General features: G+C 33.7%; 27 protein-coding genes. 21 read left to right on the top strand and 6 right to left on the bottom strand.

Annotation, left to right across the window (positions count from 1 at the left end; genetic code table 11):
* Positions 1-57: 57 nt before the first annotated feature.
* From HYD3684_RS04825 to HYD3684_RS04850, 6 genes are read right to left on the bottom strand one after another with little or no spacing between them, the layout of a single operon-like run.
* Positions 58-699, bottom strand: a complete 642-nt coding sequence (locus HYD3684_RS04825; protein WP_015419559.1) for a DNA-3-methyladenine glycosylase III — start codon at positions 697-699, stop codon at positions 58-60.
* A complete protein-coding gene (locus HYD3684_RS04830; protein WP_015419560.1) occupies positions 696-959 on the bottom strand; it encodes an EscU/YscU/HrcU family type III secretion system export apparatus switch protein in 264 nt (87 codons plus the stop codon). Before HYD3684_RS04830 ends, HYD3684_RS04825 begins: the two co-directional genes overlap by 4 nt.
* Before the next feature lies 1 nt (position 960).
* Positions 961-2559, bottom strand: coding sequence for a hypothetical protein (locus tag HYD3684_RS04835; RefSeq protein ID WP_015419561.1), 1599 nt, complete (start codon positions 2557-2559; stop codon positions 961-963).
* Positions 2549-3481 (bottom strand): 4-hydroxythreonine-4-phosphate dehydrogenase PdxA, encoded by a 933-nt coding sequence (gene pdxA, locus HYD3684_RS04840; protein ID WP_015419562.1) that lies wholly within the window; start codon positions 3479-3481, stop codon positions 2549-2551. Before pdxA ends, HYD3684_RS04835 begins: the two co-directional genes overlap by 11 nt.
* Positions 3478-4152 carry a hypothetical protein gene (locus HYD3684_RS04845; protein WP_015419563.1) on the bottom strand — a complete coding sequence of 225 codons (675 nt, stop codon included), beginning with the start codon at positions 4150-4152 and terminating at the stop codon, positions 3478-3480. The genes pdxA and HYD3684_RS04845 overlap by 4 nt, the downstream gene beginning before the upstream one ends.
* Complete coding sequence (locus HYD3684_RS04850) at positions 4153-4887, bottom strand: SDR family NAD(P)-dependent oxidoreductase (protein ID WP_015419564.1); 735 nt, start codon at positions 4885-4887, stop codon at positions 4153-4155.
* A gap of 182 nt (positions 4888-5069) precedes the next feature.
* Between HYD3684_RS04850 and HYD3684_RS04855 the strand changes: the two genes are divergently transcribed.
* From HYD3684_RS04855 to lysS, 21 genes are all read left to right on the top strand, one after another.
* Positions 5070-6176 (top strand): glycosyltransferase, encoded by a 1107-nt coding sequence (locus HYD3684_RS04855; RefSeq protein WP_015419565.1) that lies wholly within the window; start codon positions 5070-5072, stop codon positions 6174-6176.
* Positions 6177-6205: 29 nt separating this feature from the next.
* A complete protein-coding gene (locus tag HYD3684_RS04860) occupies positions 6206-7660 on the top strand; it encodes an FAD-dependent oxidoreductase (RefSeq protein ID WP_015419566.1) in 1455 nt (484 codons plus the stop codon).
* Positions 7661-7748: 88 nt separating this feature from the next.
* The gene (rpmE, locus tag HYD3684_RS04865) at positions 7749-7934 is read left to right on the top strand and encodes a 50S ribosomal protein L31 (protein ID WP_012514021.1); all 186 of its coding nucleotides are present in this window, start codon (positions 7749-7751) and stop codon (positions 7932-7934) included.
* 15 nt (positions 7935-7949) lie between these two features.
* Positions 7950-9020 carry a peptide chain release factor 1 gene (prfA, locus tag HYD3684_RS04870; RefSeq protein ID WP_015419567.1) on the top strand — a complete coding sequence of 357 codons (1071 nt, stop codon included), beginning with the start codon at positions 7950-7952 and terminating at the stop codon, positions 9018-9020.
* Positions 9017-9109 (top strand): hypothetical protein, encoded by a 93-nt coding sequence (locus HYD3684_RS04875; protein WP_015419568.1) that lies wholly within the window; start codon positions 9017-9019, stop codon positions 9107-9109. The genes prfA and HYD3684_RS04875 overlap by 4 nt, the downstream gene beginning before the upstream one ends.
* A 44-nt stretch (positions 9110-9153) precedes the next feature.
* Positions 9154-9759, top strand: a complete 606-nt coding sequence (locus HYD3684_RS04880; RefSeq protein WP_237698578.1) for a DUF202 domain-containing protein — start codon at positions 9154-9156, stop codon at positions 9757-9759.
* Positions 9756-11039, top strand: a complete 1284-nt coding sequence (gene aroA / locus HYD3684_RS04885) for a 3-phosphoshikimate 1-carboxyvinyltransferase (RefSeq protein WP_015419570.1) — start codon at positions 9756-9758, stop codon at positions 11037-11039. The genes HYD3684_RS04880 and aroA overlap by 4 nt, the downstream gene beginning before the upstream one ends.
* An 80-nt stretch (positions 11040-11119) precedes the next feature.
* A complete protein-coding gene (locus tag HYD3684_RS04890) occupies positions 11120-11857 on the top strand; it encodes a FliA/WhiG family RNA polymerase sigma factor (protein WP_015419571.1) in 738 nt (245 codons plus the stop codon).
* Entirely contained in the window at positions 11854-13359 is a 1506-nt protein-coding gene (locus tag HYD3684_RS04895; protein WP_015419572.1) for a DHA2 family efflux MFS transporter permease subunit, read from the top strand. The genes HYD3684_RS04890 and HYD3684_RS04895 overlap by 4 nt, the downstream gene beginning before the upstream one ends.
* Entirely contained in the window at positions 13356-13667 is a 312-nt protein-coding gene (locus HYD3684_RS04900) for a hypothetical protein (RefSeq protein WP_015419573.1), read from the top strand. The genes HYD3684_RS04895 and HYD3684_RS04900 overlap by 4 nt, the downstream gene beginning before the upstream one ends.
* A 53-nt stretch (positions 13668-13720) precedes the next feature.
* On the top strand, positions 13721-14404 hold the full coding sequence (locus tag HYD3684_RS04905) for a hypothetical protein (protein ID WP_237698579.1): 684 nt from the start codon (positions 13721-13723) through the stop codon (positions 14402-14404).
* On the top strand, positions 14401-15267 hold the full coding sequence (locus HYD3684_RS04910; protein ID WP_015419575.1) for a helix-hairpin-helix domain-containing protein: 867 nt from the start codon (positions 14401-14403) through the stop codon (positions 15265-15267). The genes HYD3684_RS04905 and HYD3684_RS04910 overlap by 4 nt, the downstream gene beginning before the upstream one ends.
* A 41-nt stretch (positions 15268-15308) precedes the next feature.
* Positions 15309-15731 (top strand): CoA-binding protein, encoded by a 423-nt coding sequence (locus tag HYD3684_RS04915; protein ID WP_015419576.1) that lies wholly within the window; start codon positions 15309-15311, stop codon positions 15729-15731.
* Positions 15728-18562 (top strand): preprotein translocase subunit SecA, encoded by a 2835-nt coding sequence (gene secA, locus HYD3684_RS04920; protein WP_015419577.1) that lies wholly within the window; start codon positions 15728-15730, stop codon positions 18560-18562. Before HYD3684_RS04915 ends, secA begins: the two co-directional genes overlap by 4 nt.
* A complete protein-coding gene (locus HYD3684_RS04925; protein ID WP_015419578.1) occupies positions 18559-19935 on the top strand; it encodes a phosphoglucomutase/phosphomannomutase family protein in 1377 nt (458 codons plus the stop codon). Before secA ends, HYD3684_RS04925 begins: the two co-directional genes overlap by 4 nt.
* Before the next feature lie 8 nt (positions 19936-19943).
* The gene (locus tag HYD3684_RS04930) at positions 19944-20531 is read left to right on the top strand and encodes an NYN domain-containing protein (RefSeq protein ID WP_015419579.1); all 588 of its coding nucleotides are present in this window, start codon (positions 19944-19946) and stop codon (positions 20529-20531) included.
* A gap of 64 nt (positions 20532-20595) precedes the next feature.
* Positions 20596-20937 (top strand): hypothetical protein, encoded by a 342-nt coding sequence (locus HYD3684_RS08295; RefSeq protein ID WP_015419580.1) that lies wholly within the window; start codon positions 20596-20598, stop codon positions 20935-20937.
* Between the two features lie 62 nt (positions 20938-20999).
* A complete protein-coding gene (locus HYD3684_RS04940) occupies positions 21000-21560 on the top strand; it encodes an RNA ligase partner protein (RefSeq protein ID WP_015419581.1) in 561 nt (186 codons plus the stop codon).
* 33 nt (positions 21561-21593) lie between these two features.
* Positions 21594-21971: a PA2779 family protein gene (locus HYD3684_RS04945; RefSeq protein ID WP_015419582.1), complete on the top strand. Its 378-nt coding sequence runs from the start codon at positions 21594-21596 to the stop codon at positions 21969-21971.
* A gap of 29 nt (positions 21972-22000) precedes the next feature.
* Positions 22001-22471: a cysteine peptidase family C39 domain-containing protein gene (locus HYD3684_RS04950; protein ID WP_255348085.1), complete on the top strand. Its 471-nt coding sequence runs from the start codon at positions 22001-22003 to the stop codon at positions 22469-22471.
* Positions 22472-22495: 24 nt separating this feature from the next.
* Complete coding sequence (lysS, locus tag HYD3684_RS04955) at positions 22496-24205, top strand: lysine--tRNA ligase (RefSeq protein ID WP_015419584.1); 1710 nt, start codon at positions 22496-22498, stop codon at positions 24203-24205.
* Positions 24206-24253 lie beyond the last annotated feature (48 nt).

Consider the following 24253-nt stretch of genomic DNA (forward strand, 5'->3'; position numbering starts at 1 on the left):
GATATTATACCATAGCTTAAACTCTCAAGCGATAGATTGATTCTAAATAATTAAGATTTATACGCTAAAGATTACATTTTTGTTTAAACATTCGTCTTTAAGTATACACTCATCACAGTTTGGAGTTTTTTGGCAGCATCTTTTAGCATGCTCTACGATAAGTGCATGGTATTCTTTATATATATCTATATCCTGTGGAATATTAGAAGTTATAAAATCTGCGTATTCGTCGTATTCTTTAAAGGTAAGTCCAAACAACCTTTTTATAATCCTTTTTGTATACATATCTATCACAAAATAAGGTTTGTTGTAAGCATATAGAAGTATCGAGTCGGCGGTTTCTTTCCCTATACCTTTAATGTTTAAAAGAGTTCCTCTTGTGGGTTCTATGTCTATATTTGATATATCTTTTAGTATATTAGCTTTTCTTTGGAAAAAACCAGATGGTCTTATTAGTTCTTTTAAAAGCTCAATATCTACATGTTTTATAGCTTTTAGGCTTAAAAGTTTATAATTTTTTAGGTTTTCTAAAGCCTTTTCTACGTTTTTCCAGTTTGTGTTTTGGGTAAGTATTGCTCCTATTATAATCTCATCTTTTGGATCTGTGTTATGGGTCTTATGATAATCGATATCTACTGGCCACCAGTTTTGATAGCCATAACTATCAAGAAAAATTTTATAAAGCTCCAGCAGATTCATAGCCTCTTTTTTAGCTTTTCTACAAAAACAAGGACTTTTGCGACAGCTTTGTAAAGTTCTGGCGGTATCTCTTCATAAATATCTAGGTTGTAAGCGGCAGATAGGAGTTTTTCATCTTGGATAACAGGTACTTGATTCTCTTTAGCAAGTTCTATAATCTTTTGGGCTATATAACCTTTCCCTTTTGCTACAAGACGAGGGGCGTTGTCTTTTCCTCTTTCGTATTTTAATGCTATAGCTTTTTTCTCTTTTTCATCCATACTATGTAAAAATATTTAAATTTGAATTTTGGGTTATGTTTCTTGCTACTTCTAAGTCAAAGTCTTGGGCTTTTAGCATAAAAACTTCCAAAGTACTTAAATTTAAACCTTCTTCTTTTAACACATTATCAAGCTCTTCCTTAGAGGATTCCAAAAGCTTTGAGAGAGGTTCTATATCTGTGTAAAATTTTATAGAAATTTTTTTTGTATCGTTTTTTGGCATCTCTAAAATACTCCCTAAAAATCCGTCTTCCCAGTTTAGCTTTATAAAAGCTCTGTAGGTGTTTTCTTCTTTCTTAAAAGCTCCAAAACCTTTTTTTGAACCCTCTTCAAAATTTATAAAAAATGCGTTGTTTTGTAGTATAAACTGCTGGGCTAAGTTAATATTGTATAGTGTATTTGCATCTTCCTTAAGATGGTTGAGTTTAGCATCAAAGCTTACGTTGTTTTGTAAGTTGTTTAAGGCTTCTTTTATATGTTTTGAAAATTCCAACACTTTTACAGGGTTTTTAGATATTTGGTTTAACACATCCTGTTTGATGCTGTTTATATCTTTTATCACATCACTAACAATAGCTTTTAAAGCGTTGTCTTGTATATTTGCCACAAGCTCCTTAGGATCTTTTGTATTTAATATATCAAGAAAGAGCTCTGGGTTTGATTTTAAAAGTTCTTTGGCGCTTTGATTTTTTATGTTTAAAATGTCTTGGAGGCTTTTAAAAAAGATATCTTTTATATCGGAGGACATATTTTTCAATACACTTGAAAGTTCCAATACAAAGTTTGGAAGGGATTTTGCATTAAAAATAAAATTTTTTTCTATATTAGCTAATATACTTTGAGCTTTTGGTATATAGTTTAAAACATCTTTTGGAATGCCTTTAGGTTCTTGGGTCAGCAATAAGCTAAGCATATCTTTTATATCCTCTGGTGAGCTTTGTGATTTAAAAAGCGCTTCCAAATCTTCTTTTGAGAAGTTGGCGTTTGCTATGTTTTCGATGGCTACTTTCATATCTTCTTTTAGGTTTTTAAAAGCTTCTAGACTTTTTATATCTTTAGCGGTGTTTACTATGTCTTGAAGAAGCTTATATTTGTTATCTTGGGTTAGAGTTGAAAGGTCTTTGGCTTTTAAAAGAAAATCTAAAAGCTTTTTTTCATAAAAAAGACCGCTATTTTCAATATCAGTTTTAGAAAAGCTTTGAGAGAGGACCGAAGACTCGTAATCCATGGCTTTATTTAAAATACTTATAGAAGATGAAGGAGATTTCAAATCAGCTATTTTTAAAACAAGGGGATTTATAGAGCTTATAACTAGTTTTAGCATATCGTTTTTCTTTATATCAAGCGTGGTGGCGGCGTTTACTTCAATCTCAACACCGTTGTTAAGTATCAGTTTATAAGCGTTTGGTTTTACATCTTCTACAGTGGCTTCTATAAAACCTTGTTTTGACAGCTCATCGCTCAAAGCTCCAAGAAGAGCTTGGGAAACGGTGGTTTTTATAGCTATGGCAAGGTTTTCAGACTCTTTGGAAACCTCTAGGGGCTGTGAGTTTAAAATAGTCTCGTTTAAAGCTGTACCTTCAAGTCTTTTAATATCCATAACGTTTTAAAAGCTCCAAAGAGTATTTGGCACTATCTACCCTTGCTAAACCCTTATAAGCTATGTCGTAAGCGGTACCATGGTCTGGTGATGTTCTTAAAAATGAAAGACCTATAGTAACATTTGAACCTTTATCAAAAGCCAACATCTTAAAAGGTATAAGACCTTGATCATGATACATGCAAAGAAATATATCATCTTTTTTTATGTCTATAAAAGCAGTATCCGGTGGAATTGGTCCTACAACATCCTCATCTCTTATGGCTGGTATTATAATCTTTGCCTCTTCATCACCTATAAGCCCGCCTTCCCCAGCGTGCGGGTTTAAACCAAGCACCTTTACAGTCGGTATAAAACGAAAGTACTTTGGTATGTAACCTTTTATAAGTTTTATCTTTTGTTTTATGAGTTCTATATTTATTGCACTGGCTACATCTTTTAAAGGTATATGTATGGTGGCAAGCACCACTTTTATAGCATCGCTATACATCATCATGGCAAAATCTTTTTTGTTGTCTGCAAAAGCAAGATATTCCGTTTGACCGTTGAAGCTAAAACCAGAGGCTTTTGCAAAATACTTGTTTATGGGCATCGTTAAAATACCATTTAGTTTTTTTGAAATAGCATCCGCTGTAGCTCTTGCAAGATAAGCTATAGCAAGCTTTCCAGAAGAAGGAGATGGTTCTAAAGCTCCTTTTAATCCCAAGGATATCAAGTATACGCCTTTATCTTTTACATCGTCTATATTGTTTACTTTCTCATAGTAAAAATTCTGGCCCAAAACACTTGAAGCGTGTTTTAAAATATACTCTTCTCCATATATTACGTATGCGTTTTCATCTTCCATGTCTTTTTGAAGCTTTAGTATAAGCTCTGGCCCTATACCCGCTGGATCACCCATCGTAATACCAAATATCTTCATCTATTTAAACCCCTAAAAAGCCTCATCATAAATTTAGTCCCTTCTTTGGCTTCTGATATACTCATTTTTACATCACCTATATTTTCTAAATCGGTGTTTGATATTATTTTTAAAAGCTCTAAAACATGTTTTCTTACTTTCATAGAGTATTTCGGTGCCCCTATATCTCCATCCTGAAGGTTTATATACAAAACATTTGGGCTTTTAGAAAAATCTTTATCCAAGAATAAAGGTCTAAAACCAAAATAGTCTGCTACATTTATCAAAAACCACAAAACTGGAATATAAAAGTTTTTACCAAAATCATAACTCCAAAAAAACTCCAAAAGTCTATAAACATATTCATCGTAGAGTTTTATATCTTCTTTTATTGCTTTTGAAATATAAGAAAGCCCCATATAATTCTCATAAGAGTATAGATTTTTATTTCTCTTATAATCTATTATATCTACCAAATTTGCCAAATCTTTTGCAGATTCCCACCATATGTTTACTTTATCAAAAAGCTCAAGTTTACCAAAAAGATTGGAATCTAAATATATGTCTCTTACATAAAGAGTGACAAGACCTCTTGATTTTAAATAAACTTGTACAATCTTTGCAAGAGCCTCGGTCTCTTCAGCCTCTAAAAGATAAAATCTGTTTAGTATATAGCCTTCTGATTTTAACATCTAACATTTGTTTTTACCGAGTTTTTTCATTAAAGAAGATGGCACAAGTTTTAAAGCTTTTATTATAAACTCGTAAAAAGAAGGTGTATAAAGAACATCTTTTTTCTTTAGCATAGCATCGTATATATCCTTTGCCACAGTCTCTTTTTCTCCGGCTAAAAAGCTTGGGAAAGATATATCTTTGGTCATCTTGGTTTTTATAAATCCAGGCTTTACACTCATCACATGGATATTCTTTGAAGCCATGCAGTATCTCAAACCCTCAAGGTAAAAGCTAAAACCTGCCTTAGAAGAGCCATACAAAGAATTTGATGGTCTTGCCCTATCTCCTGCCACCGAAGAAACACCTATAAGCATGCCGTGATGTTGTTTTAAAAAATGTTTTACAGCAAAGTTTGCACTCATCACACAAGAGGTGTAATTTACATCTATAGTATTTAAAATCTCTTTTTTATCGTATGGGTCTTTTGGCAAATATCCTTGGAATATCAAAACCACATCTATGATATTTTCTGAAAATATCTCATCCATTATCTTTTCTAAACTGTCGTAATCCGTTAAATCACAAACATAAGTGCTTGGTTTTTTTGAAGATAAAACGTTTATATGATTTGCAATCTCTTCTAACTTATCTTTATTCCTTGCTATCAAAAAAAGCTCAAAACCGTTTTTAGCAAACTCTTCTTCTGTAGCTATAGCCAAATCAGAACTCGCCCCAATAAAAAGCGCTTTCATAATAGTATTTTAGCATATAAGATGTTATAATAAGAGAGTGAAAGAGCGATATCAGCGCATTTCAGAGCTAAGGAATAGGCAAAGCCACTCAAGGAGATTTGAGAAATGCTAAAGCACACTAGAGCGATGGTATCGCATTTCGGGGCTAAAGAACAAGCAATGAAACTTAGGAGGTGTAAGAAATGCTAAAGCACACTGTTTGTCTTTACGTAAATCATTTAGGAAGAGCTTCGCAAAATGCCACAGCTATAACCATCGTGTCTATAGATATAGCAAATGCACTCAAAAAATTGGGCCATGAGGTTTTCTTTGTGGTAAATAAACCTATAGTAGAAGAAGATATAGATTTTAAAGTATATTCCCTTTACAAAGAAAACACGTTTTTAAACGGAGAACTGCCTTACGCCATAAGATTATCAAATACATTAAAAGCTGAAAAACCAGATATAGTGATGTCTTTTATGAAAGCCCAGACTATTGTACTATCTCTTTCAAAGCTTATAAACCCATCTAAAAATACTATTTATTTAGGAAGTATACGCAACAACGACGCTTATTATGCTTACGGGAAAAATGTATATATACCTTATAGATATTTGATAAAGTTTTTATACGAAAGCTTAGATTACATCGTAGTACCATCGGAAGCTATTAAAGAAGATCTTCAAAAAACATTTTTTATAAAAGAAGATAAGTTTAAGATAATACCAAACTGTATAGACTTTGAAAAACTTGATAAACTATCGGAAGAAGATTGCGATGTAAAAGGAGATTTTATAAATATAGGAAGGTTGGTAGACCAAAAAGGTCAAATCTATCTTATTGAGGCTTTTAAAAAAGTAAAAGATAGATTTAAAGATGTAAAGCTTGTCATAATAGGAGAAGGAGAGTTAAGAAATACAATAGAAAACAAAATCAAAGAGCTTGGACTTGAAAACGATGTCATACTCACTGGATATCAAACAAACCCTTACAAATATCTTAAAAATTCAAAAATCTTTGTATTAAGTTCCATTTTTGAAGGTTTTGGTAATGTGATAATAGAGGCTATGCACTTTGGACTACCCGTTATATCTTACGAGTGCCCCGGCGGACCAAAAGAGATAATAAAAAATGAATTCGGAGTTTTAGTACCACCAAAAGATGTAGATGCTTTAGCAAATGCTATGATAGAAATGCTTGAGGACAAAGAAAAACAAAAACATTACTCTATTATGTCTAAGAAAAGAGCTTTGGATTACGATTGTAAAAGCTATGCAAAAACGTTGATATCTTTGAAAATGCTATAATATTTACAATAATTTTTAGGGGGGTGATTATGAAAGTTTGTATCATAGGAGGCGGTATAGGGGCTTACAATGTTACCGAGGAGCTTGTAAAACAAGGAAATGTAGATATACATATCTTCTCGGAAGAAAAGTTTTTGCCTTACAACAAGATATATATACTCGATGTACTAAGCGGTAAAAAGACCTTTAAGCAGATACTTTTAAAAGATGAAGCTTGGTATAAAGAACATGGTATTGAGGTTTTATTAAATACCAAAATAACTAAAATTTATCCTAAAGATAAAACCTTTGTTAGCGATAAAGGTGAAACCTTTTCTTACGATAAGCTAATATTGGCTACTGGAAGTGTGCCAAAAATACCACCGATAGAAGGTGTAAACAAAGAAAACGTATTTTTTGTAAACAACATAGAAGATATATATAAAATCTCTAACTACGCCAAACATTCTAAAAAAGCTGCTGTAATAGGTGGTGGTTTTATAGGTATTGAAGGGGCAAAAGCTTTAAAAGATATAGGTCTTCAAACAACAATCATACATATCTTTGATATCCTGATGGAAAATTGGTTAGACAAAGAAGCCAGCGATATGCTTGTTAAATATCTAAAGAAATTAGATATAGATGTACTTCTTTCTAAAAAAGCCACAAAATTCAGCGGAGATAAACTTGTTGATAAGATTGAATTTTCAGATGGCACCGCGATAGAAACAGACTTTGTGATCCTTGCCACTGGTGTATCGCCAAATGTAGAGCTTGCGAAAAACTCTGGGCTAAATGTCAACAAGGGTATAGTGGTAAATGAATATTTAGAGACATCAGAAACTGATATATACGCAATAGGGGATTGCATAGAATTTCAAGGAAAAACCTTCGGCTCGGTGGCACCTATAATGGATCAAGTAAAAGTATGCACCAAAAACATACTAAATGCCAACAAAGAAAGATACACTATGCACGAACCAGATTACGCTATTTTAAAATCCTTTGATATAAGTATAGTTGTAATAGGCAATACAAAAGATGAAGCTAACGCCGATGAAATCATTTACAAAAATACCCTAAAAGATATATACAAAAAGGTACTAATAAAAAACGGTTTTATAACAGGGGCTATACTTTACAACACCCATGGTTTTAGCGAAATTTTACACTTAGCTCAGTCCAAGACAAGCGTCCTTGGTGTAAACACAGACTTTCTTGTGGAAGATTTGATCGAAAAATCCGAAAACAGGGAGTTTGATCTATCTCATATTGTATGCAGGTGTAATTTTGTCACTTATGGTACCATATTAAAAGCCATAGAAAACGGTGCAAAAACAGTTCAAGATATAGAAAAAATGACCAAAGCCGGCACCTCCTGCGGGGCTTGTATACCAGACATCAAAATGATACTATCCACCAAGGTAAAAGACTACTCTCCTACATCGGATGTATATACACCAAAAACCAACACCGTTGATTTTAGTATATTTGATAATCTTTGATATCTACTTCATTCATTGTAAAACTCATACAAACTCCTCCTAATCTATGATAAAATATTAGACTTAGAATTTTAAAAGGAGGTTTTTTATGAAAAAGGATATACATCCTGAATTAAAAGAAACTGTATTTCATTGTGGTTGTGGTAACACGTTTACACTTCTTTCTGTAAAAGGTGGTACAGTGTATTTGGAAACATGCAACCAGTGTCATCCTTTTTATGCTGGAAAGTTAAAGCTAAGACCGGCATTTTTGGAGCTTGATAAGAAAAACTAACGCGGTCAAGGGGTGATGCTTCCAAAAAACTTCTTAGAGAAAATTCAAGATATAGAGCAAAAGTATTTACAAACGGAAGAGAAGCTAGCATCCCTTGATATAACAAAAGATGCAGATACTTACAAAGCTCTTAGCAAAGATTTAAAAGAATTATCTTACATACATGAGCTTTACAAAGATTATAACAAAATACTAAAAGATATAGAAGACACCAAAGAACTTTTAAAAGATAAAGACTTAAGAGAGTTAGCAGAAAAAGAACTGGAGAACTTAAACATTAAGCTTTTACAAAAAGAAAAAGAACTTATCAACGTACTTACACCAAAAGACGCCAACGACAGCAAAAACGTCATACTCGAAATAAGAGCTGGGGCCGGAGGGGAAGAAGCAGCGCTTTTTGCTGCAGACCTTCTTAGAATGTACCAAAGGTATGCTGAAAGAAAAGGTTGGAAATTCAACATATTAGAAGCCAACAAAACAGGTTTAGGAGGCTATAAAGAGGTTATTGTATCGATAGAGGGTAAAAATGTTTACTCTCACCTAAAGTATGAAAGTGGTGTGCACAGAGTCCAAAGGGTACCAATAACAGAATCTGGTGGCAGAATACACACATCTACTATCACAGTAGCGGTGTTACCAGAGGCCGACGAAACCGAGGTAATTATAAACCCTCAAGACTTAAGAATAGAAACTTTTAGAGCCTCTGGAGCCGGTGGACAATACGTAAACACCACAGAATCAGCGGTGAGAATCACGCATATTCCCACTGGTATCAGCATATCTTGTCAAGACGAAAGAAGCCAGCTTCAAAACAAGTTAAAAGCTATGCGTATACTTTACGCTAGATTAAAAGATTTTTATGAAAAACAGAAAAAAGAGGAAACCGACAAAGAAAGAAAAGAGCAAGTTGGTACCGGAGAAAGAAGCGAAAAAATAAGAACTTACAATTTCTCACAAAATAGGGTCACCGACCATAGGATAAACCTTACATTACATAAGCTTCAAGACGTATTGGACGGGGACTTAGATGATATAATATCTGCTTTACAAGCAAAAGAATTGGAGGAAAAGTTAGCTAGCGTATGAAACTTATTTTTTTGTTAGAACCGCTTATACTTATACTTGCAATAATAGGTGTAGTTTTGTTTATATTTAGAGAGATAAGGAACAAGTGATAATATTTAAGAATTTGCCCTCCGTAGATGAGCCACGGCTCTACATGTCTTCAGAAAGAACATACCTTACATATCTTAAATTCATACTGCTAGCTTTTGGTAGCGGAATAGTGGCAAAAAGACTTGAAATATACTTTTTTTATACAGGTTTCTATAAGCTGGCGATCTTTTTTGGAGAACTTCACACCATATTGATTTGGCCATCGCTTTTAGCTCTTCTTTTCTTAGCTGTTAAGTTTTATCTGGATATAAAATATATACAAGGAGGCCAAAAGGTGAGCCAAAAGGAAGTAATAGATCCTCGCATATACATGGCTGCCGAAAGAACATTTTTAGCTTGGATAAGAACCGCCATAGGTCTTATAGCCTTTGGTTTTGTAGTAGAAAAGTTTGATTTTTTCCTAAAGCAATTATCCATAATGCTTCATACAAAGATAAATGTCAATGGTCATTTTGAAGGTATGGGTTTTATATTTATATTTTTTGGTATATCAACGCTTGTAATAGGAGGATTAAATTTTATAAAAACTATAGACGATATAAACAAAGGCACTTACAAAACACATAAAGCTCTTTATATCGCTTACGGACTTATAATATTTGTATGTATGATAATATTGGCATCTATGCTTATAGGAGTTAATTTATGATAATAAAGAAAGTAGAGAAAATAGAAAAAGAACTAAGAGTACCATCAGACAAATCTATATCTCATAGAAGCGTGATGTTTGGAGCTTTAGCAAGCGGTACATCCTATGTAAAAAATTGGCTAGTGGCAGAAGATACCTTGGCTACGCTAGATATATTTAGGAAGCTTGGCATAGATATAAGAAGAGAAAACAACACCTTAGAGATAAAGGGTGGTAAAGAATATTTTAAAGAACCAGAAGATATACTAGATGCAAAAAACTCCGGCACCACCGCTAGAATAACGTCTGGTATATTGGCAGGTTTTAATTTTTTTAGTGTTTTAACAGGGGATGAAAGCCTCAAAAAAAGACCTATGAAAAGGGTTACAAAACCCCTTTCTTTGATGGGAGCTACAATAATAGGAAGAGAAGACGCCTCTTTGCTTCCTATAGCTATAAAAGGAGGGAATTTAATAGGTGGTAGCTTTGAAAACAAAGAAGCTTCTGCTCAAGTAAAATCTTGTATTCTTTTGGCTGGATTTTTGGCAAAAGAAAACACTATTACAGAGGTAATAGAACCTTACATCTCAAGGGATCATACCGAAAGGATGCTTTCTAGTATGGGGGCAGATATAAACATCATTTCTAACGGTAAACATATAATAAAGATAAAATCAGGTGGAGTTTTAAATCCGATAAATATAGACGTACCAGCCGATCCTTCTTCAGCAGCTTTTATAGCAGCCCTTGCGATACTTACCAAAGATAGCTACGTCTTATTAAAAGATGTTCTTATAAATCCAACTAGGGATGGTTTTTTCAGAAAAGCAAAAGAGATGGGAGCAAATATAAATTATATAAACAAAAGACATCAAAACGGAGAAGACATAGCAGATATAGAGGTTAGATATTCACCAAATTTAAAAGCAATAAGTATAGATGAAAAAGATGTACCTTCTTTGATAGATGAAATACCAATTTTATCTGTGTTGATGTGTTTTGCAGAAGGTATTAGTTTAGTAAAAGGAGCAAAAGAACTAAGAAAGAAAGAAAGCGACCGTATAAGAGCCATTTACGTAAATCTCAAAAATGCTGGTGCCATCATAGAAGAGTTTGAAGATGGATTTAGCATAAAAGGTCCTTGCAAGCTAAAGCTAAAAGAGATAAAATCTTTTAAAGACCATAGGATTGCCATGAGCATGAGCATACTTGGTATGGTGCTTGGAACAGAGCCAGAGTTAGACGATCCAGAATGTGTAAGCATATCTTATCCAAACTTCTTTCAAGATATATATTCCTGATCTTTCTTTAAAATCCTTGAAAAAAAGGATTTCAACAAATATAATAGATGTATGTTATACATTAAACACGAGGACATAAAATGTCCACAAGCATAAACAAAGATTTTGATATAGAAAAAAAAGAACAACGAGAAAAGAAAATTTTAGAATATATACCGCTTGTAAAAAAGATATGCAGCAAAATGTCAAGAAATTTACCACCAAGCGTAGATTACAACGATTTAGTTAGTAACGGCATAATAGGACTTATAAACGCTATAGACCATTTAGATGAGTCAAAAAATCCAGAGTCTTATATAAAAATTAGAGTAAAAGGGGCTATTTATGATTACCTTAGAAGTCTTGATTTTGGCAGTAGAAACATAAGAGATAAAGAGCATAAAATAAAAGAAATTATAAGAGCCTTTCAAAACGAGTATCAACGAGATCCTACTGACGAAGAGATAAGTAGCATTTTAGGTGAGAGCTTAGAAGAGTATCAAAATAGCCTTTATAAGATATCTTTTTCCTATCTACAAAGTTTAGAAGACATGGTGTATAAAATAACAGAAGAAAATGAAAGTTCATACGACAACTTTGTAACATCAAGCATTGAAACCCCAGAAGAACATGCGGTAAAATCAGATTTAGCAGAGAAGTTAAAAGAGGCTATTGATAAGCTTGACGAGAGAGAAAAGTTGGTTTTGCAGCTTTTATTTTATGAAGAGCTTGGTATAAAAGAAGTAGCAGATATCTTAGGAATATCTTTATCAAGGGTATCTCAGATAAAATCTCAAGCTCTAGAAAAATTAAGGAAGCATTTAGAGGAAACTATATGAAATGGTTATATACGTTTATTGTTTTAAGCGGTACGTTTGTAGCTGTGTTGGGTATAACCAGCGTAAACGTGGCTATGCCAAAGATGATAGCCCCTCTTTCTACGGATATTTACGGTATACAGTGGGTTTCTATAAGCTATCTTGTAGCTACAGCTATCACGATATTGGTTTTTAATCATTTTACAAACCTTTACGGCCTTAAAAGAGTTTATCTTGCTGGTATTGTATTTTTTGCAGTTGGAAGCGCGCTCTCTGGTACAGTAGATAACATAGGCACAATGATAATGGCAAGATCTATACAAGGTATAGGGGAAGGATTTTTGATACCTGCCGCTCAGGCTATCATATTCAGGATATTTCCACCAGAACAGCGCGGGTTAGCTATGGGAATGTATGCCATGGGAGTTGCTTTTGCACCAGGTCTTGGTCCTACAATAGGTGGTTATTTGGTGGAATACTTGTCTTGGCGATGGGTCTTTTACATGAATTTACCTTTTATTATACCAATATTCTTTGCATCTTTGATACTACTACCAGATTTTCACAACCCCCAAAAGCATGAAAAACCTTTTAACTACATAAGTTTTGGGCTTTTAGCAACAGCATCCACAAGCCTTATAGTCTTATTATCAAGAGGAGAGAAATGGGAGTGGTTTTATTCTATAAAAACTATCGTTTTTTTGAGTATCGCTATACTTTGCTTTTTAGCCTTTTTAATATCAGATTTAATATCAAAGCATCCTTTAATAGGATTTGACATATTTAAATACAAAGAGTTTGACTATGCAGTCGTCACTTTTGTTCTGGTATACGGCCTTGCTTTTTTCCAAATACTATATATAATGCCAGTTTACTTTGAGAGGGTAAGGGGGCTTGGAAGCTTTGACACAGGGCTATACATATTTCCTTTTGCAATAGGCATAGTGCTTTTTTCTCCTATAGGTGGAAAACTAAGCGATAGGTTGGATCCAAAGATACTTCTTCTTGCTTGTCAAAGCATTATTTTTATAGACATACACTTTTTCCTTTCTCATGTAGATTTTTTCACACCTAAGCTAAACATATCTTTTTATATGTTTTTTGTGGGTGTTGGTATGGGGCTTTTCTTCGCACCTCTTACAGCTTTGGCTCTTAGGCATTTAAGACAAGATTTAGTCCCGCTTGGTTCTGCTTTATACAATTATGCCAGACTTATAGGGGCTGCCGCTGGAACCTCTATAGCCACCAACACATTCACCAAAAACACCGCTTATGTATATGATAATATAAACAATATGAACTATACCCATGTACATTATATATACTATAGATTGGAAGCATTGAAATGGATTTTAAACACAAGCCTTCTAAAGGCTAAAGCTCTTGTAATAGGGCTTCAAACTCTTATATCCCAAGCTTACGCCGTGCAATCTGTTTTGAGGTTTGGCTCTTTTACACTTGTTATAGCTATGATTTTTACTTTAATACTCATGTATATAGAAAGGAAAAGGGTAAAAGCATGAATAAAGATATTATAGCAAAAGCTATAAAAGAGATAACAAAAGAACTTGAGCTTTCCGAACCATCTGGGTTTATGCTGTCTTACGATTTTAACGACATATGGATTGATATATCTTTAGAAAAAAATGAGAACGGTGAATGGGATAACAAAATATACACCATAAGTGTAGGCAAACAAAAAGCTAAAAACTTTATAGATTACATCTCTGAGCTAACTCCTGAGATTTACGAAGACAACGATAGAGTATACGTCCAGTTAACAGAGGAAGAGTGGCATTCTATTCAAGATTTTATCCTAGATATCATATGAGCTCAAGCTCTTTTAGTTTAAAAAACGTTTTTAAACCATTATATTTACTTTATTTGGTAGCTTCCATAACTACAGTATTTTTGGGAATTATACTATTTGGTGAAAAGCTTTTAATAGCAAGATATATAATGGCAAAAAACGGATATTACTTCTACTATAAAAAAGCAAAAGAATATATAACAAGCATAGATTTAAACAATGTGAAAATCTTTTATAAAAATCCCAAGAGCCCATCAACGAACTTTCAATACTTAGCTCATCTTTCCTATGTAGGTATTGGATTTTATCCACCTTTTATACTAAGCGCTTCTTTTACTTGTCAAAATGGATACGTTGATTTAAAAGAAAATATGCTTTTAAAGCATATAAACATAAACTCTAAAAGGTTTCCACTTTCTTGTATTAAAGCTTCAAAATCTCAAGGTCAAATGAACTCGAAAATGCTTCTTACACCAAACTACGTGGATGGTTTTATGGATTTTAAAATGTTAAACATAAAAGGTTATTATATTAAAAGCCTAAAACTAAACTTCAAAAAAAACCGTTTCACATTTAAAGGCGAGGCAGATATTTTAAACACACCCGTTGATGTCAAAGGAGACGGCATTGTTAGTATAGATCAAAATACCCTTACAAATTCAAAAATATCTGGTGTGGGACTTATAAACCTTCCTTTTAAAAGGATGCGCATTATTTTTGGAGGTACCGTTGTAAACCCTACTATAAATATAGAATGATAGTACTACTAGCTTTGTTTTTTTCTTTAGGAGCTATATTTTACAGTTTAGAGGCTTTTAAAGAAGCAAAAAATTATTACAACTATACGCTAAAGTTATACCTAAAGCAAAGCTTGAGCGTTACCAACGATTCTTTGATACCTATTGTATTGAAAAAGGCTCAAGAAATCTATCAAGAAAACCCATACAATCCATACTACAAAGAAAGTATGAAAGTAGAAGATATAAGTATTAAGCTTTTAATAAAAGATGACAACAAGTTCAACGTAAATTCCATAAAAAACCCTATTTATTTTAACGTTTTTAAAAGTTTATCTGAAGAGTTCTGCATGCCAAAAGATTTTCCCTACTACGTTTATTACTGGATAACTGGTAAAAGCAAAGACAACATAGATCTAGATGCACTGACATATACAGCTCCTTTTAAAGACATGCAGTCAAAAGAAGAAATTATATACGCTACACCTTATAGCAGCCTTTTATACAAAAACAACTGCCATGGCAAAAAACAAGAAAAAGGCATATGGTATTTTTTAGATACAAAAAACCAAAGTTTAAATATAAATACGATACCAATACCTATATTAAAAGCCTTAAACAAAGATATTACAGACTCTATGGCAAAAGAAATTATAGATTATATAAATTTACACCCTATCAAAAATATTGAGGATTTGGTAAATATAAGAGGATTATCTTTAGACGATATTTATAAAATTCAAAGCATCGTATCTACAAAATCAAGTTTAGAAGTCATAAAGATAATTTCAAAAACCAAAATGGGCGGTATAACACAAAGACTTACCACAAAAGTTTATTACTCACCCCCTCAAAATAAGATATTGGGTATTTATCAATATTGAGGTATAATATATTAAGTAAAGTTTTAAAAGGAGTAAGGACTATGGCAGAACACAACAACACACCACATAAAGATGATGCTTTTGGAACTCTTAAAGATGCTAAAGTTATAGCTGTAGTAGGGTTTTCAGATAACCCAGAAAGGCCATCTTACTATGTTACAGAAAGGGTTTTGAAAAAGGGTCTTCACAAGATATATCCAATAAATCCAAAGTTAGCAGGGCAAGAGATAATGGGTCTTAAAGTATATGGATCTTTGGAAGAAATACCAGAGCCTATAGATATAGTAAACGTTTTTAGAAATCCTGCCCACGTAGAGCCTATAGTACAAGAAGCTATAAAGCTTGGAGCAAAAACGGTTTGGCTTCAGCCTGGGGCTGAGAATTATGAAGTCATTGAAAAATATAAAGATAAAATCCATTTTGTTTATGAAGCTTGCATAGGAGTTGAGGCAGGATATTTATGATAGGATATGTTTTAAAAAAAATTTTAGGGACAAAAAACGATAGAGAAATAAAGAAAATAAGAAAATGGGTAGAGAAGATAAACGCTCTAGAAGAGTCTTTAGATAAGCTTTCAAACAAAGATATTGTTTTAAAAGCCCAAGACTTATACTTTAGAGTAAACCAAAACGAACATATAAAACAAGCTATTATAGAAGGAGAAATGGTAGAAGAGCTAATAGAGGCGTTTGCTCTGGTAAGAGAAGCTTCAAAGCGCACTATGGGCTTAAGACAGTTTGACGTGCAGCTAATAGGTGGTATAGTTTTATATCAAGGTAAAATTGCAGAGATGAAAACCGGTGAAGGAAAAACCCTTGTGGCGGCAGCCCCGGCGTTTTTCACAGCTCTAACAGATATAGGAGTGCACATTGTCACTGTAAACGATTATTTGGCAAAAAGAGATGCAACGTGGATAGGCCCTATATATAGGTTTCTTGGGCTTGATGTAGGTGTTATAAACTCAGATAGCATGAGCTATATAATAGATTGGCAAGACCCAGAAAAGGCGATGGAAGCCATAGAAAAAGATATAAGGGTGTGGCCTAAAGGTATGGTAGGGGATGCTATAGATTACTCTAAAATAGATGTACACGCCAAAACATCTTATTTTACTAAGGCGATACCAGTAGAACGTGTAAAAGCCTATGAAGCTCACATAACTTATGGTACCAACAATGAATTTGGCTTTGACTATTTAAGAGACAACTTAGCAGTATCAAAAGATCAGATAGTCCAAGTAAAGGGTCATGGTTATGCAATAGTGGACGAAATAGACAGTATTTTGATAGATGAGGCTAGAACCCCTCTTATAATAGCTGGTCCATCAAATTTAGATAACAAGGTTGTTTTACAGGCCAACGAATTTGTACAAACACTTGAAATAGAAAAAGACTTTACAGTAGATGAAAAAAATAGGACAGCAATGCTCACAGAAGAAGGCATAGAAAAAGCAGAAAAATATTTTGGCATTCAAAATCTATACGACATTAGACATATCGACTTAGTACACGCTATCAACAAAGCCCTCATTGCTCACAATCTTTACAAAAAAGATGTACATTACATGGTGAAAGACGGAGAAATACTCATAGTAGATGAGTTTACTGGAAGAGCCTTACCAGGTAGAAGATGGAGCGAAGGCCTTCACCAAGCTATAGAGGCTAAAGAAGGCGTTGAAATTCAAGAAGAAAATCAAACATTGGCCACCACTTCATTTCAAAATTATTTTAAGCTTTATAAAAAATTAGCTGGTATGACAGGTACAGCTGAGACAGAAGCTCTTGAATTCAAAGAAATATACAACTTAGACGTTGTTGTTATACCCACTAACAAACCAAACATAAGAAAAGATCTACCGGATGCAATATTTAAAACTAAAAAAGAAAAATGGGAATATGTAGCAAAAATAATTGAAGAAAACCATGCCAAAGGAAGACCTATATTAGTGGGTACGGTATCCATAGAAGACTCTGAAACACTTTCAAAGCTTTTAGAACAAAGAGGTATAAAGCACAACGTCTTAAACGCCAAACAACACGAAAAAGAAGCTTGGGTCATAGCTCAAGCCGGAAGAAAAGGTGCTGTGACAATAGCAACAAACATGGCAGGAAGAGGTACTGACATACTTCTTGGCGGTAACCCAGAGTTTTTAGCAAGAGAAATTTTAAAGCAAAAAGGCATAGATGAAGAAAAAGCTACAGAAGAAGATTGGAAAAAAGCTTATGAAGAAGCCACAAAGATTACCCAAAAGGAAAAAGAAGAGGTTATAAAAGCTGGTGGTCTTTTGGTGATAGGTACCGAAAGACATGAATCAAGAAGGGTAGACAATCAGCTAAGAGGTAGGGCAGGAAGGCAAGGAGATCCAGGAGAAACCAGGTTTATACTATCTTTAGAGGATGATCTTCTTAGGATATTTGGCGGAGATAGGGTTAAAAAGCTAATGGAGTTTATGAAAATACCAGAAGGAGAGCCTATAGAAAGCTCTATAGTATCAAAGTCTTTAGAAGGTGCCCAAGAAAGGGTGGAACTTCAAAACTTCCAATCTCGGAAAAGACTTTTAGAGTACGACGAGGTCATAAACATACAACGTTCTGTGGTATACGATATAAGGCGTTCCATTCTCTTTCAAGATGATATAAAAGAAGAGATAAAAGATTTTATAAAAGATGTAATACACACCCAAGTTTATACGCTTTTAACAGAAGACGAACCAGAGTTATGGGAATTAGAACCTCTAAAAACATTTTTCAAAGAATGGATAGGTGTTGACTTACCAGAAAAATTTGAAGCAAAAGACCGAGAAGAGTTAGAAGAGGAAATATTTAGACTTGTGATGGAAAAGTACGCCCAAAAAGAACAAGAAATAGGCGAAGAAACCATGAGAGAAATAGAAAAAGTATTTACCCTAAATATCATAGACAACCTTTGGAGAGAACAGCTTCACACTATAGATAAATTAAGAGAGGGGATATACCTAAGAAGCTACGCTCAAAGGGATCCTCTAGTAGAATTTAAAAAAGAAGCTTTTAGGCTTTTTGAAGAACTTATGCTAAACTTCAAAATATCCGCTATTCAATCTATAATGAATGCTCAAATATCAAAAGAAGAATTGGAGCAGCAAGAACAAAATATGTTTAACTTAGAGATAGACACGTTAAACAAAAGCATGGCTATAAGCGAAGCTTTAGAAAATATAGCAAAAGAGTTTCAAGAGAAAAGACCAAGGTTTAGGACATTAAAAGATAGGTTGGAAGAACGTAAGAAAAAACTAGAAAAGAAAGGAGGAACAGCATGATAAAATTTGGTACAGACGGCTGGAGAGCAATAATAGGTTTTGAGTTTAGCCAAGACAACATAGTAAAAGTTGCAAAAGCCCATGCGAAAGCGTTAAAAAAGCACGGTTTAAATAAAGTTATAGTGGGATATGACCATAGGTTTTTAGGGGAGAGGTTTGCAATATTAGTTGCCAATGTAATGAAAACAGAAGGTATAGAAGCTGATGTAGCAAAAGAAGCTGTTAGTACACCAAACATATCTTTTGCAGTAAAGTATATGGGATATAATCAAGGCGTGATGATAACAGCTTCTCACAACCCTTACTATTACAATGGATATAAGATAAAAGAGTCTTTTGGGGGCGCAGCTACACCAGAATTTATAAACGAAGTAGAAGATGAGATTAAAAATATAAAAGATGTTGATTTTAAAGAACACAACATAAAAAGAGTAGATATTATATCTCAATATATAGAAAAAACGACGTCAAACATAAGCAAAAATATTCTCTTAGAAAAAGAGCTAAACATAGTACATGACTCTATGTATGGACCAGCTTTTAAATACTATTTAGAGGCTTTTAAAGATAAAAAATTAAATCTTTTCTCTATAAGACATCACAAAGATGCACTTTTTGGAGAGGGAGCTCCTGAACCTGTAGAGAAAAATTTAAGCATATTAAAGGATAAAGTAAAAACTGTAAAAGCCAACCTTGGCATAGCAAACGATGGAGATGGAGACAGAATAGCGCTTGTGGATGAGAACGGAGAGTTTATAAACTCACAGCTTGTTTATATACTTCTTATGCTTCATATTATTAAAAACAAAGGCATAAAAAAAGGAGTGGTGGTAAAAACAGTATCCACCAGCTTTTTGGTGGATAGGATATGCAAGGATTTTGGCATAGAAGTAGAAGAAACACCTGTGGGATTTAAATATATAAACGAAATAGTGCTAAAAAAAGATGTAATATTTGGCGGAGAAGAATCTGGTGGATACGGATTTCCATTTTTCCTACCAGAAAGAGATGGGTTTTTATCGGGGCTTTTTATAATAGAAATGATGCTTTTAGAAGATAAATCTTTATCAGCTATTATAAAAGATATTTTTAACAAATACGGTGAAGCCTACTACAACAGAGTAGATCTAAAAGTAGAAGAACACATAAAAGATAGACTTAAAAATCTTATTAAAAATCCACCTGATGTGTTAGAAGATATAAAAGTACAAAAAGTAAACACAAAAGATGGGTTAAAACTAATTTTTGAAGATGATTCATGGGTACTGCTTAGAGCCTCAGGCACAGAGCCTCTTATTAGAATATACGCAGAAGCCACCTCAAAAGATTTGTTAAATACCTTGCTTTTAAAAGCCCAAAAACTAGTCTCGTAAAATGAAAAATGGAAAAAGAGAAACTGGTTATTTTCATAGATGGTTCAAACGTATTTCATGGACTAAAAAATGAAACCTTCAGATTAGATTACCTAAAGCTAATAGAATTTTTAACGGCCGATAGGTATTTGGTAAGAGCGTATTTTTATTCTGCACTTCCAAGCGACAAAGACGTAGACAAACAATCAAAAGAAGGCTTTGCCAAACAAAAAAAATTTTTGGAAGATTTGGCTTTTATGGGAATCAAAGTAAAGCTTGCAAAGTTAAGAAAGCTACCGGATGGCAATTTCTTAGAAAAAGAAGTAGATATAATGTTAGCTACAGATATGCTATCTTTGGCCTACAAAAATGCATACGATTCATGTGTACTTGTAAGTGGAGACAGCGATTTTTCATACACAGTAGAAGTGGTACAATCTTTAGGTAAACGAGTAGAGAACGCCACATTCAAAAAGACATCTTCATACTCTTTGAGAAGACTTTGTGATAAATTTATATATCTTGATGATCATCTAGACAAATTCTTACTAAAACCAAAAGAACCCACCGTATGGGACAAAATTAAAAATGTTTTTAAAATAAACATTGTAAATTAAAATCTTGAAAATTTTATAAAATTACTTTATAATATAATTATACTTTTTTTAAAGGAGGAGTAAGATGAAAAAGTTACTCATCATAGCAGCCGCAGGCTTGGCACTTGTTGCTTGCTCAAAGCAACAATCCGCTGAACAAAGCAGTGGTAGCCAAAACGCACCAGCAGCTACCCAAAACGCAGCACCACCACCACCAACACCAGCAACACCATCAGCTGGTTCTTCATCTTCAAGTTCTTCAAACAACGGATCAGCTACTACACCATCATCTGGTTCTTCAAGCTCTACAAGCAATGGCGCCAATGCTTCGTCATCAAACTCAAACAGCTCAAGCTCCAACAGCTCAAATTCATCTTCAACACCAGCTCCAGCACCAGCAGCTCCATCTGGCTCAAACGGTCAATAACAAAGGTTTAGTGCCCCCAATTTAGTGGGGGCTTTTGATTAACTTTATGATAAAATATATTAATGCAAGATAATGTAATAATAGACACAAGTATATTTACAAATCCAAATATCTACAAAAGCATATCCTTAGGACAACCCATAGACGCTATAGAAGCTTTTATTGGTTTAGCCCATAAAAGCAGTAAAAAAATATATATGCCTCGGACAGTTTATATAGAACTATGCAAGGTCGTGGATTTAGAATCAATAAAAAGCAAGTTTGAATCTAGCATCATTATAAAATCCCCAAATAGATGCAACATTACCATAAACGCGTTGGCGTTGTTTGATTTTGTAGAGGATATGCGCATAAGAATAAACAAAGGCTTAAGAATTGCCGAAGAATTTGCCAGAGATAAAACACAAGATATACAAACTACAATATCAAAGCTAAGAGAAAAGTATAAAGAGGCTCTAAGACAAGGTACTTTAGATAGCAAAGAAGATGTTGATGTTATATTGCTTGCTTTAGAACTAAACGGAGTTATATTGTCTGGAGACGAAGGGATAAACAGCTGGGCAGACAAATTCGGCATAAGAACAGTGAACCCTCTTTTTATACAAGAGTTTTTAAGCTTTTAGTATATAATGATAGATAATAATTAGGAGGTTTATATGAATTTGAAAAAAATAGCTATTGCTTTGGCAGCTTGGACAATGTTTTACAACGTATCACCAGCCATGGCTTCTTTCATAAGTTCAAAAGCCCCCATACAAGAAAACTCACAAAAAAGTGATTATATAAAAGAGATCCAAAAAGCTCTTGAGAATAAAATAGTAGCCCAAAAGCTAAAAGAATACGGCATGAACCCTAAAGAAGTTAAAGAAAAACTGAAATCCATGAATGAAGAACAGCTAAGACTTCTGGCAAACGCTTCAAAAAAGTTAAACGCTGGTGGTGATGTATTGGGACTTGCAATAGCGGTGCTTGTTATAGTGTTGCTAGTGGTATTGATACTAAGACTTACCGGTAAAGAGGTGATTATAAGATAAAACGTATAATTTTTGCAACAATCTTTATTATCTTTTTATCCTATGGGGGGCAGTTTTGCTCCCATCTCAACGTAACATTTATAAAGCAAAAAGAGAATCTTTGCGGTCCTGTAGCAGTGGAAGAGATTCTCATGTTTTATAAAGATAAAAAGCCTTTCAACAACATAGTAAAAGCTGTATACACACCCTCTATAGAAGAAAGCCTTATAACAGACATACAAGATTATTTCGAGAAAGAAGGTTTTAAAACTAAGTATATAAGAAGCATCAATGCCATAAAGCATCAAATAAAAAAATGTAGGCCTGTTATAGCCCTTTTAGATATGGGAAATTTTCTCGTATCAATACCGCATTACGTAGTGATAACTGGTTTTAATGAAAAAGGGTTTTTTATGAACGACGGTTACAAAAAAGATAGGTTTATGAGTTTTAAAGATTTTAAGAAGAGATTTAAAAGCATGGGGAATGTAGCGTTGGTGGCTTACAAAGAAAATAAATAAGTTGTATGCTAAAATAATTTCACTATGGAAGAATTTAGGGAAAAAAAGTTAGAAGAGCTTGCTAAAAGCCAAAAACACGTCTACAAATATGAATTTGAAAGTCCTTACTTTATCCACGATATAAGAGAGAAATACGAAAAAGAACCAAGAAAAGATAAAATTGTTGTAAAAGCCACCATCAAAAGGGTTTCAAAAGTAGAATATGGATTTGTGCTGAGGATAGCTTCAGAAAGTGGCGTTGAAATGCTTACTTATACAAAAGAGGCTTTCGAGCCAAACAAAACTTACAACATAGAAGGTATTCTATCAAGGGTAGAAGAAAAATTAAGCCTAATAGATGCAAAACCCACAGAAGAAGCCCCCACCACAAGCATAGATGATATCAAAAAAGAGTACGATTTAGATCCAAACTTTGAAGATATATCGATAGCTGGAAGGCTTGTAGCCTTAAGAAGCATGGGTAAGGCCATATTTGGACATATACAAGATTTTACTGGAAAATTACAGATATATATTAAAAAAGATATAGTAGGAGATGAGAAGTTCAAATTCGTAGAAGATTATATAGATGTAGGAGACATAATAGGTGTAAAAGGAAAGCTTTTCAGAACACATACCGGAGAGCTCACCGTAGAAGTTTTTGATATTGAACTTTTAACAAAAGCTCTAAACAACATGCCAGAAAAATGGCATGGAATAAAAGATGTAGAAATAAAGTATAGACAAAGATATTTGGATTTAATAGCTAACGAAAGCTCTAGAAAAGTCTTCGCTTTAAGATCAAAGATTATAAAAGCCCTTAGAGATTTTTTTGATAAAAACAAGTTTATGGAAGTAGAAACTCCCATCTTGCAGCCAATAGCATCAGGAGCCACCGCAAGACCTTTTGTTACATATCATAATTACCTTGAATCTGAGCTTTATCTTAGGATAGCGCCAGAGCTTTATTTAAAAAAGCTTATAGTGGGCGGTATACCAAGGGTATATGAAATTGGTAAGAACTTTAGAAACGAGGGCGTAGACACCACCCACAACCCAGAGTTTACAATGGTAGAATTTTACGCCGCTTACTGGGATTATAAAAAACTCATCAAGTTTACCGAAGAGCTTTTTGATTATCTCACAGATGTTACCGGTATTAAAAGCATAGAAACCCAAAATGGTGTTATAAACTTAAAGCCGCCTTTTAAAGTGGCCAAATTTTTTGAGCTTTTAGAAGAAAAAACATCAAAAGATAAAAGTTTTTTCCTACATAATGAAGAAGAACTAAAGAATTTTGCCCATGAGCTTGGTATACCAAAAGCTTATACTTTAACAAAACCAAAGCTTATAGAAAAAGTATTTGAATATACGGTAGAAGACGAGCTTATCCAACCTACTTTCATCATAGATTTCCCTAAAATACTGTCTCCACTTGCTAAAACCCACAGAGATGACGATGAGCTGGTAGAACGTTTTGAGCTTTATATAAACAAGAAAGAAATAGCAAACGCCTATTCAGAGTTAAACGACCCCGAAGACCAAGCCAAAAGATTTTTAGAGCAAAAGCTTCAAAAAGCCACTGGTGATGAAGAAGCTATGGAAACCGATGATGATTTTGTAGAAGCCCTTAGATACGGTATGCCACCAACCGCCGGCGAAGGAATAGGAATAGATAGACTTGTAATGCTCTTTGCAAACGTAGACTCCATAAGGGATGTGATACTTTTCCCAGCCAATAGAAAGCTAGAATAACAAAGCTCATTGAAATAATGAAATTTTATCGTATGTTTTTAAAACAAC

This window comes from Hydrogenobaculum sp. 3684 (genome assembly GCF_000213785.1).
Classification (GTDB): domain Bacteria; phylum Aquificota; class Aquificia; order Aquificales; family Aquificaceae; genus Hydrogenobaculum.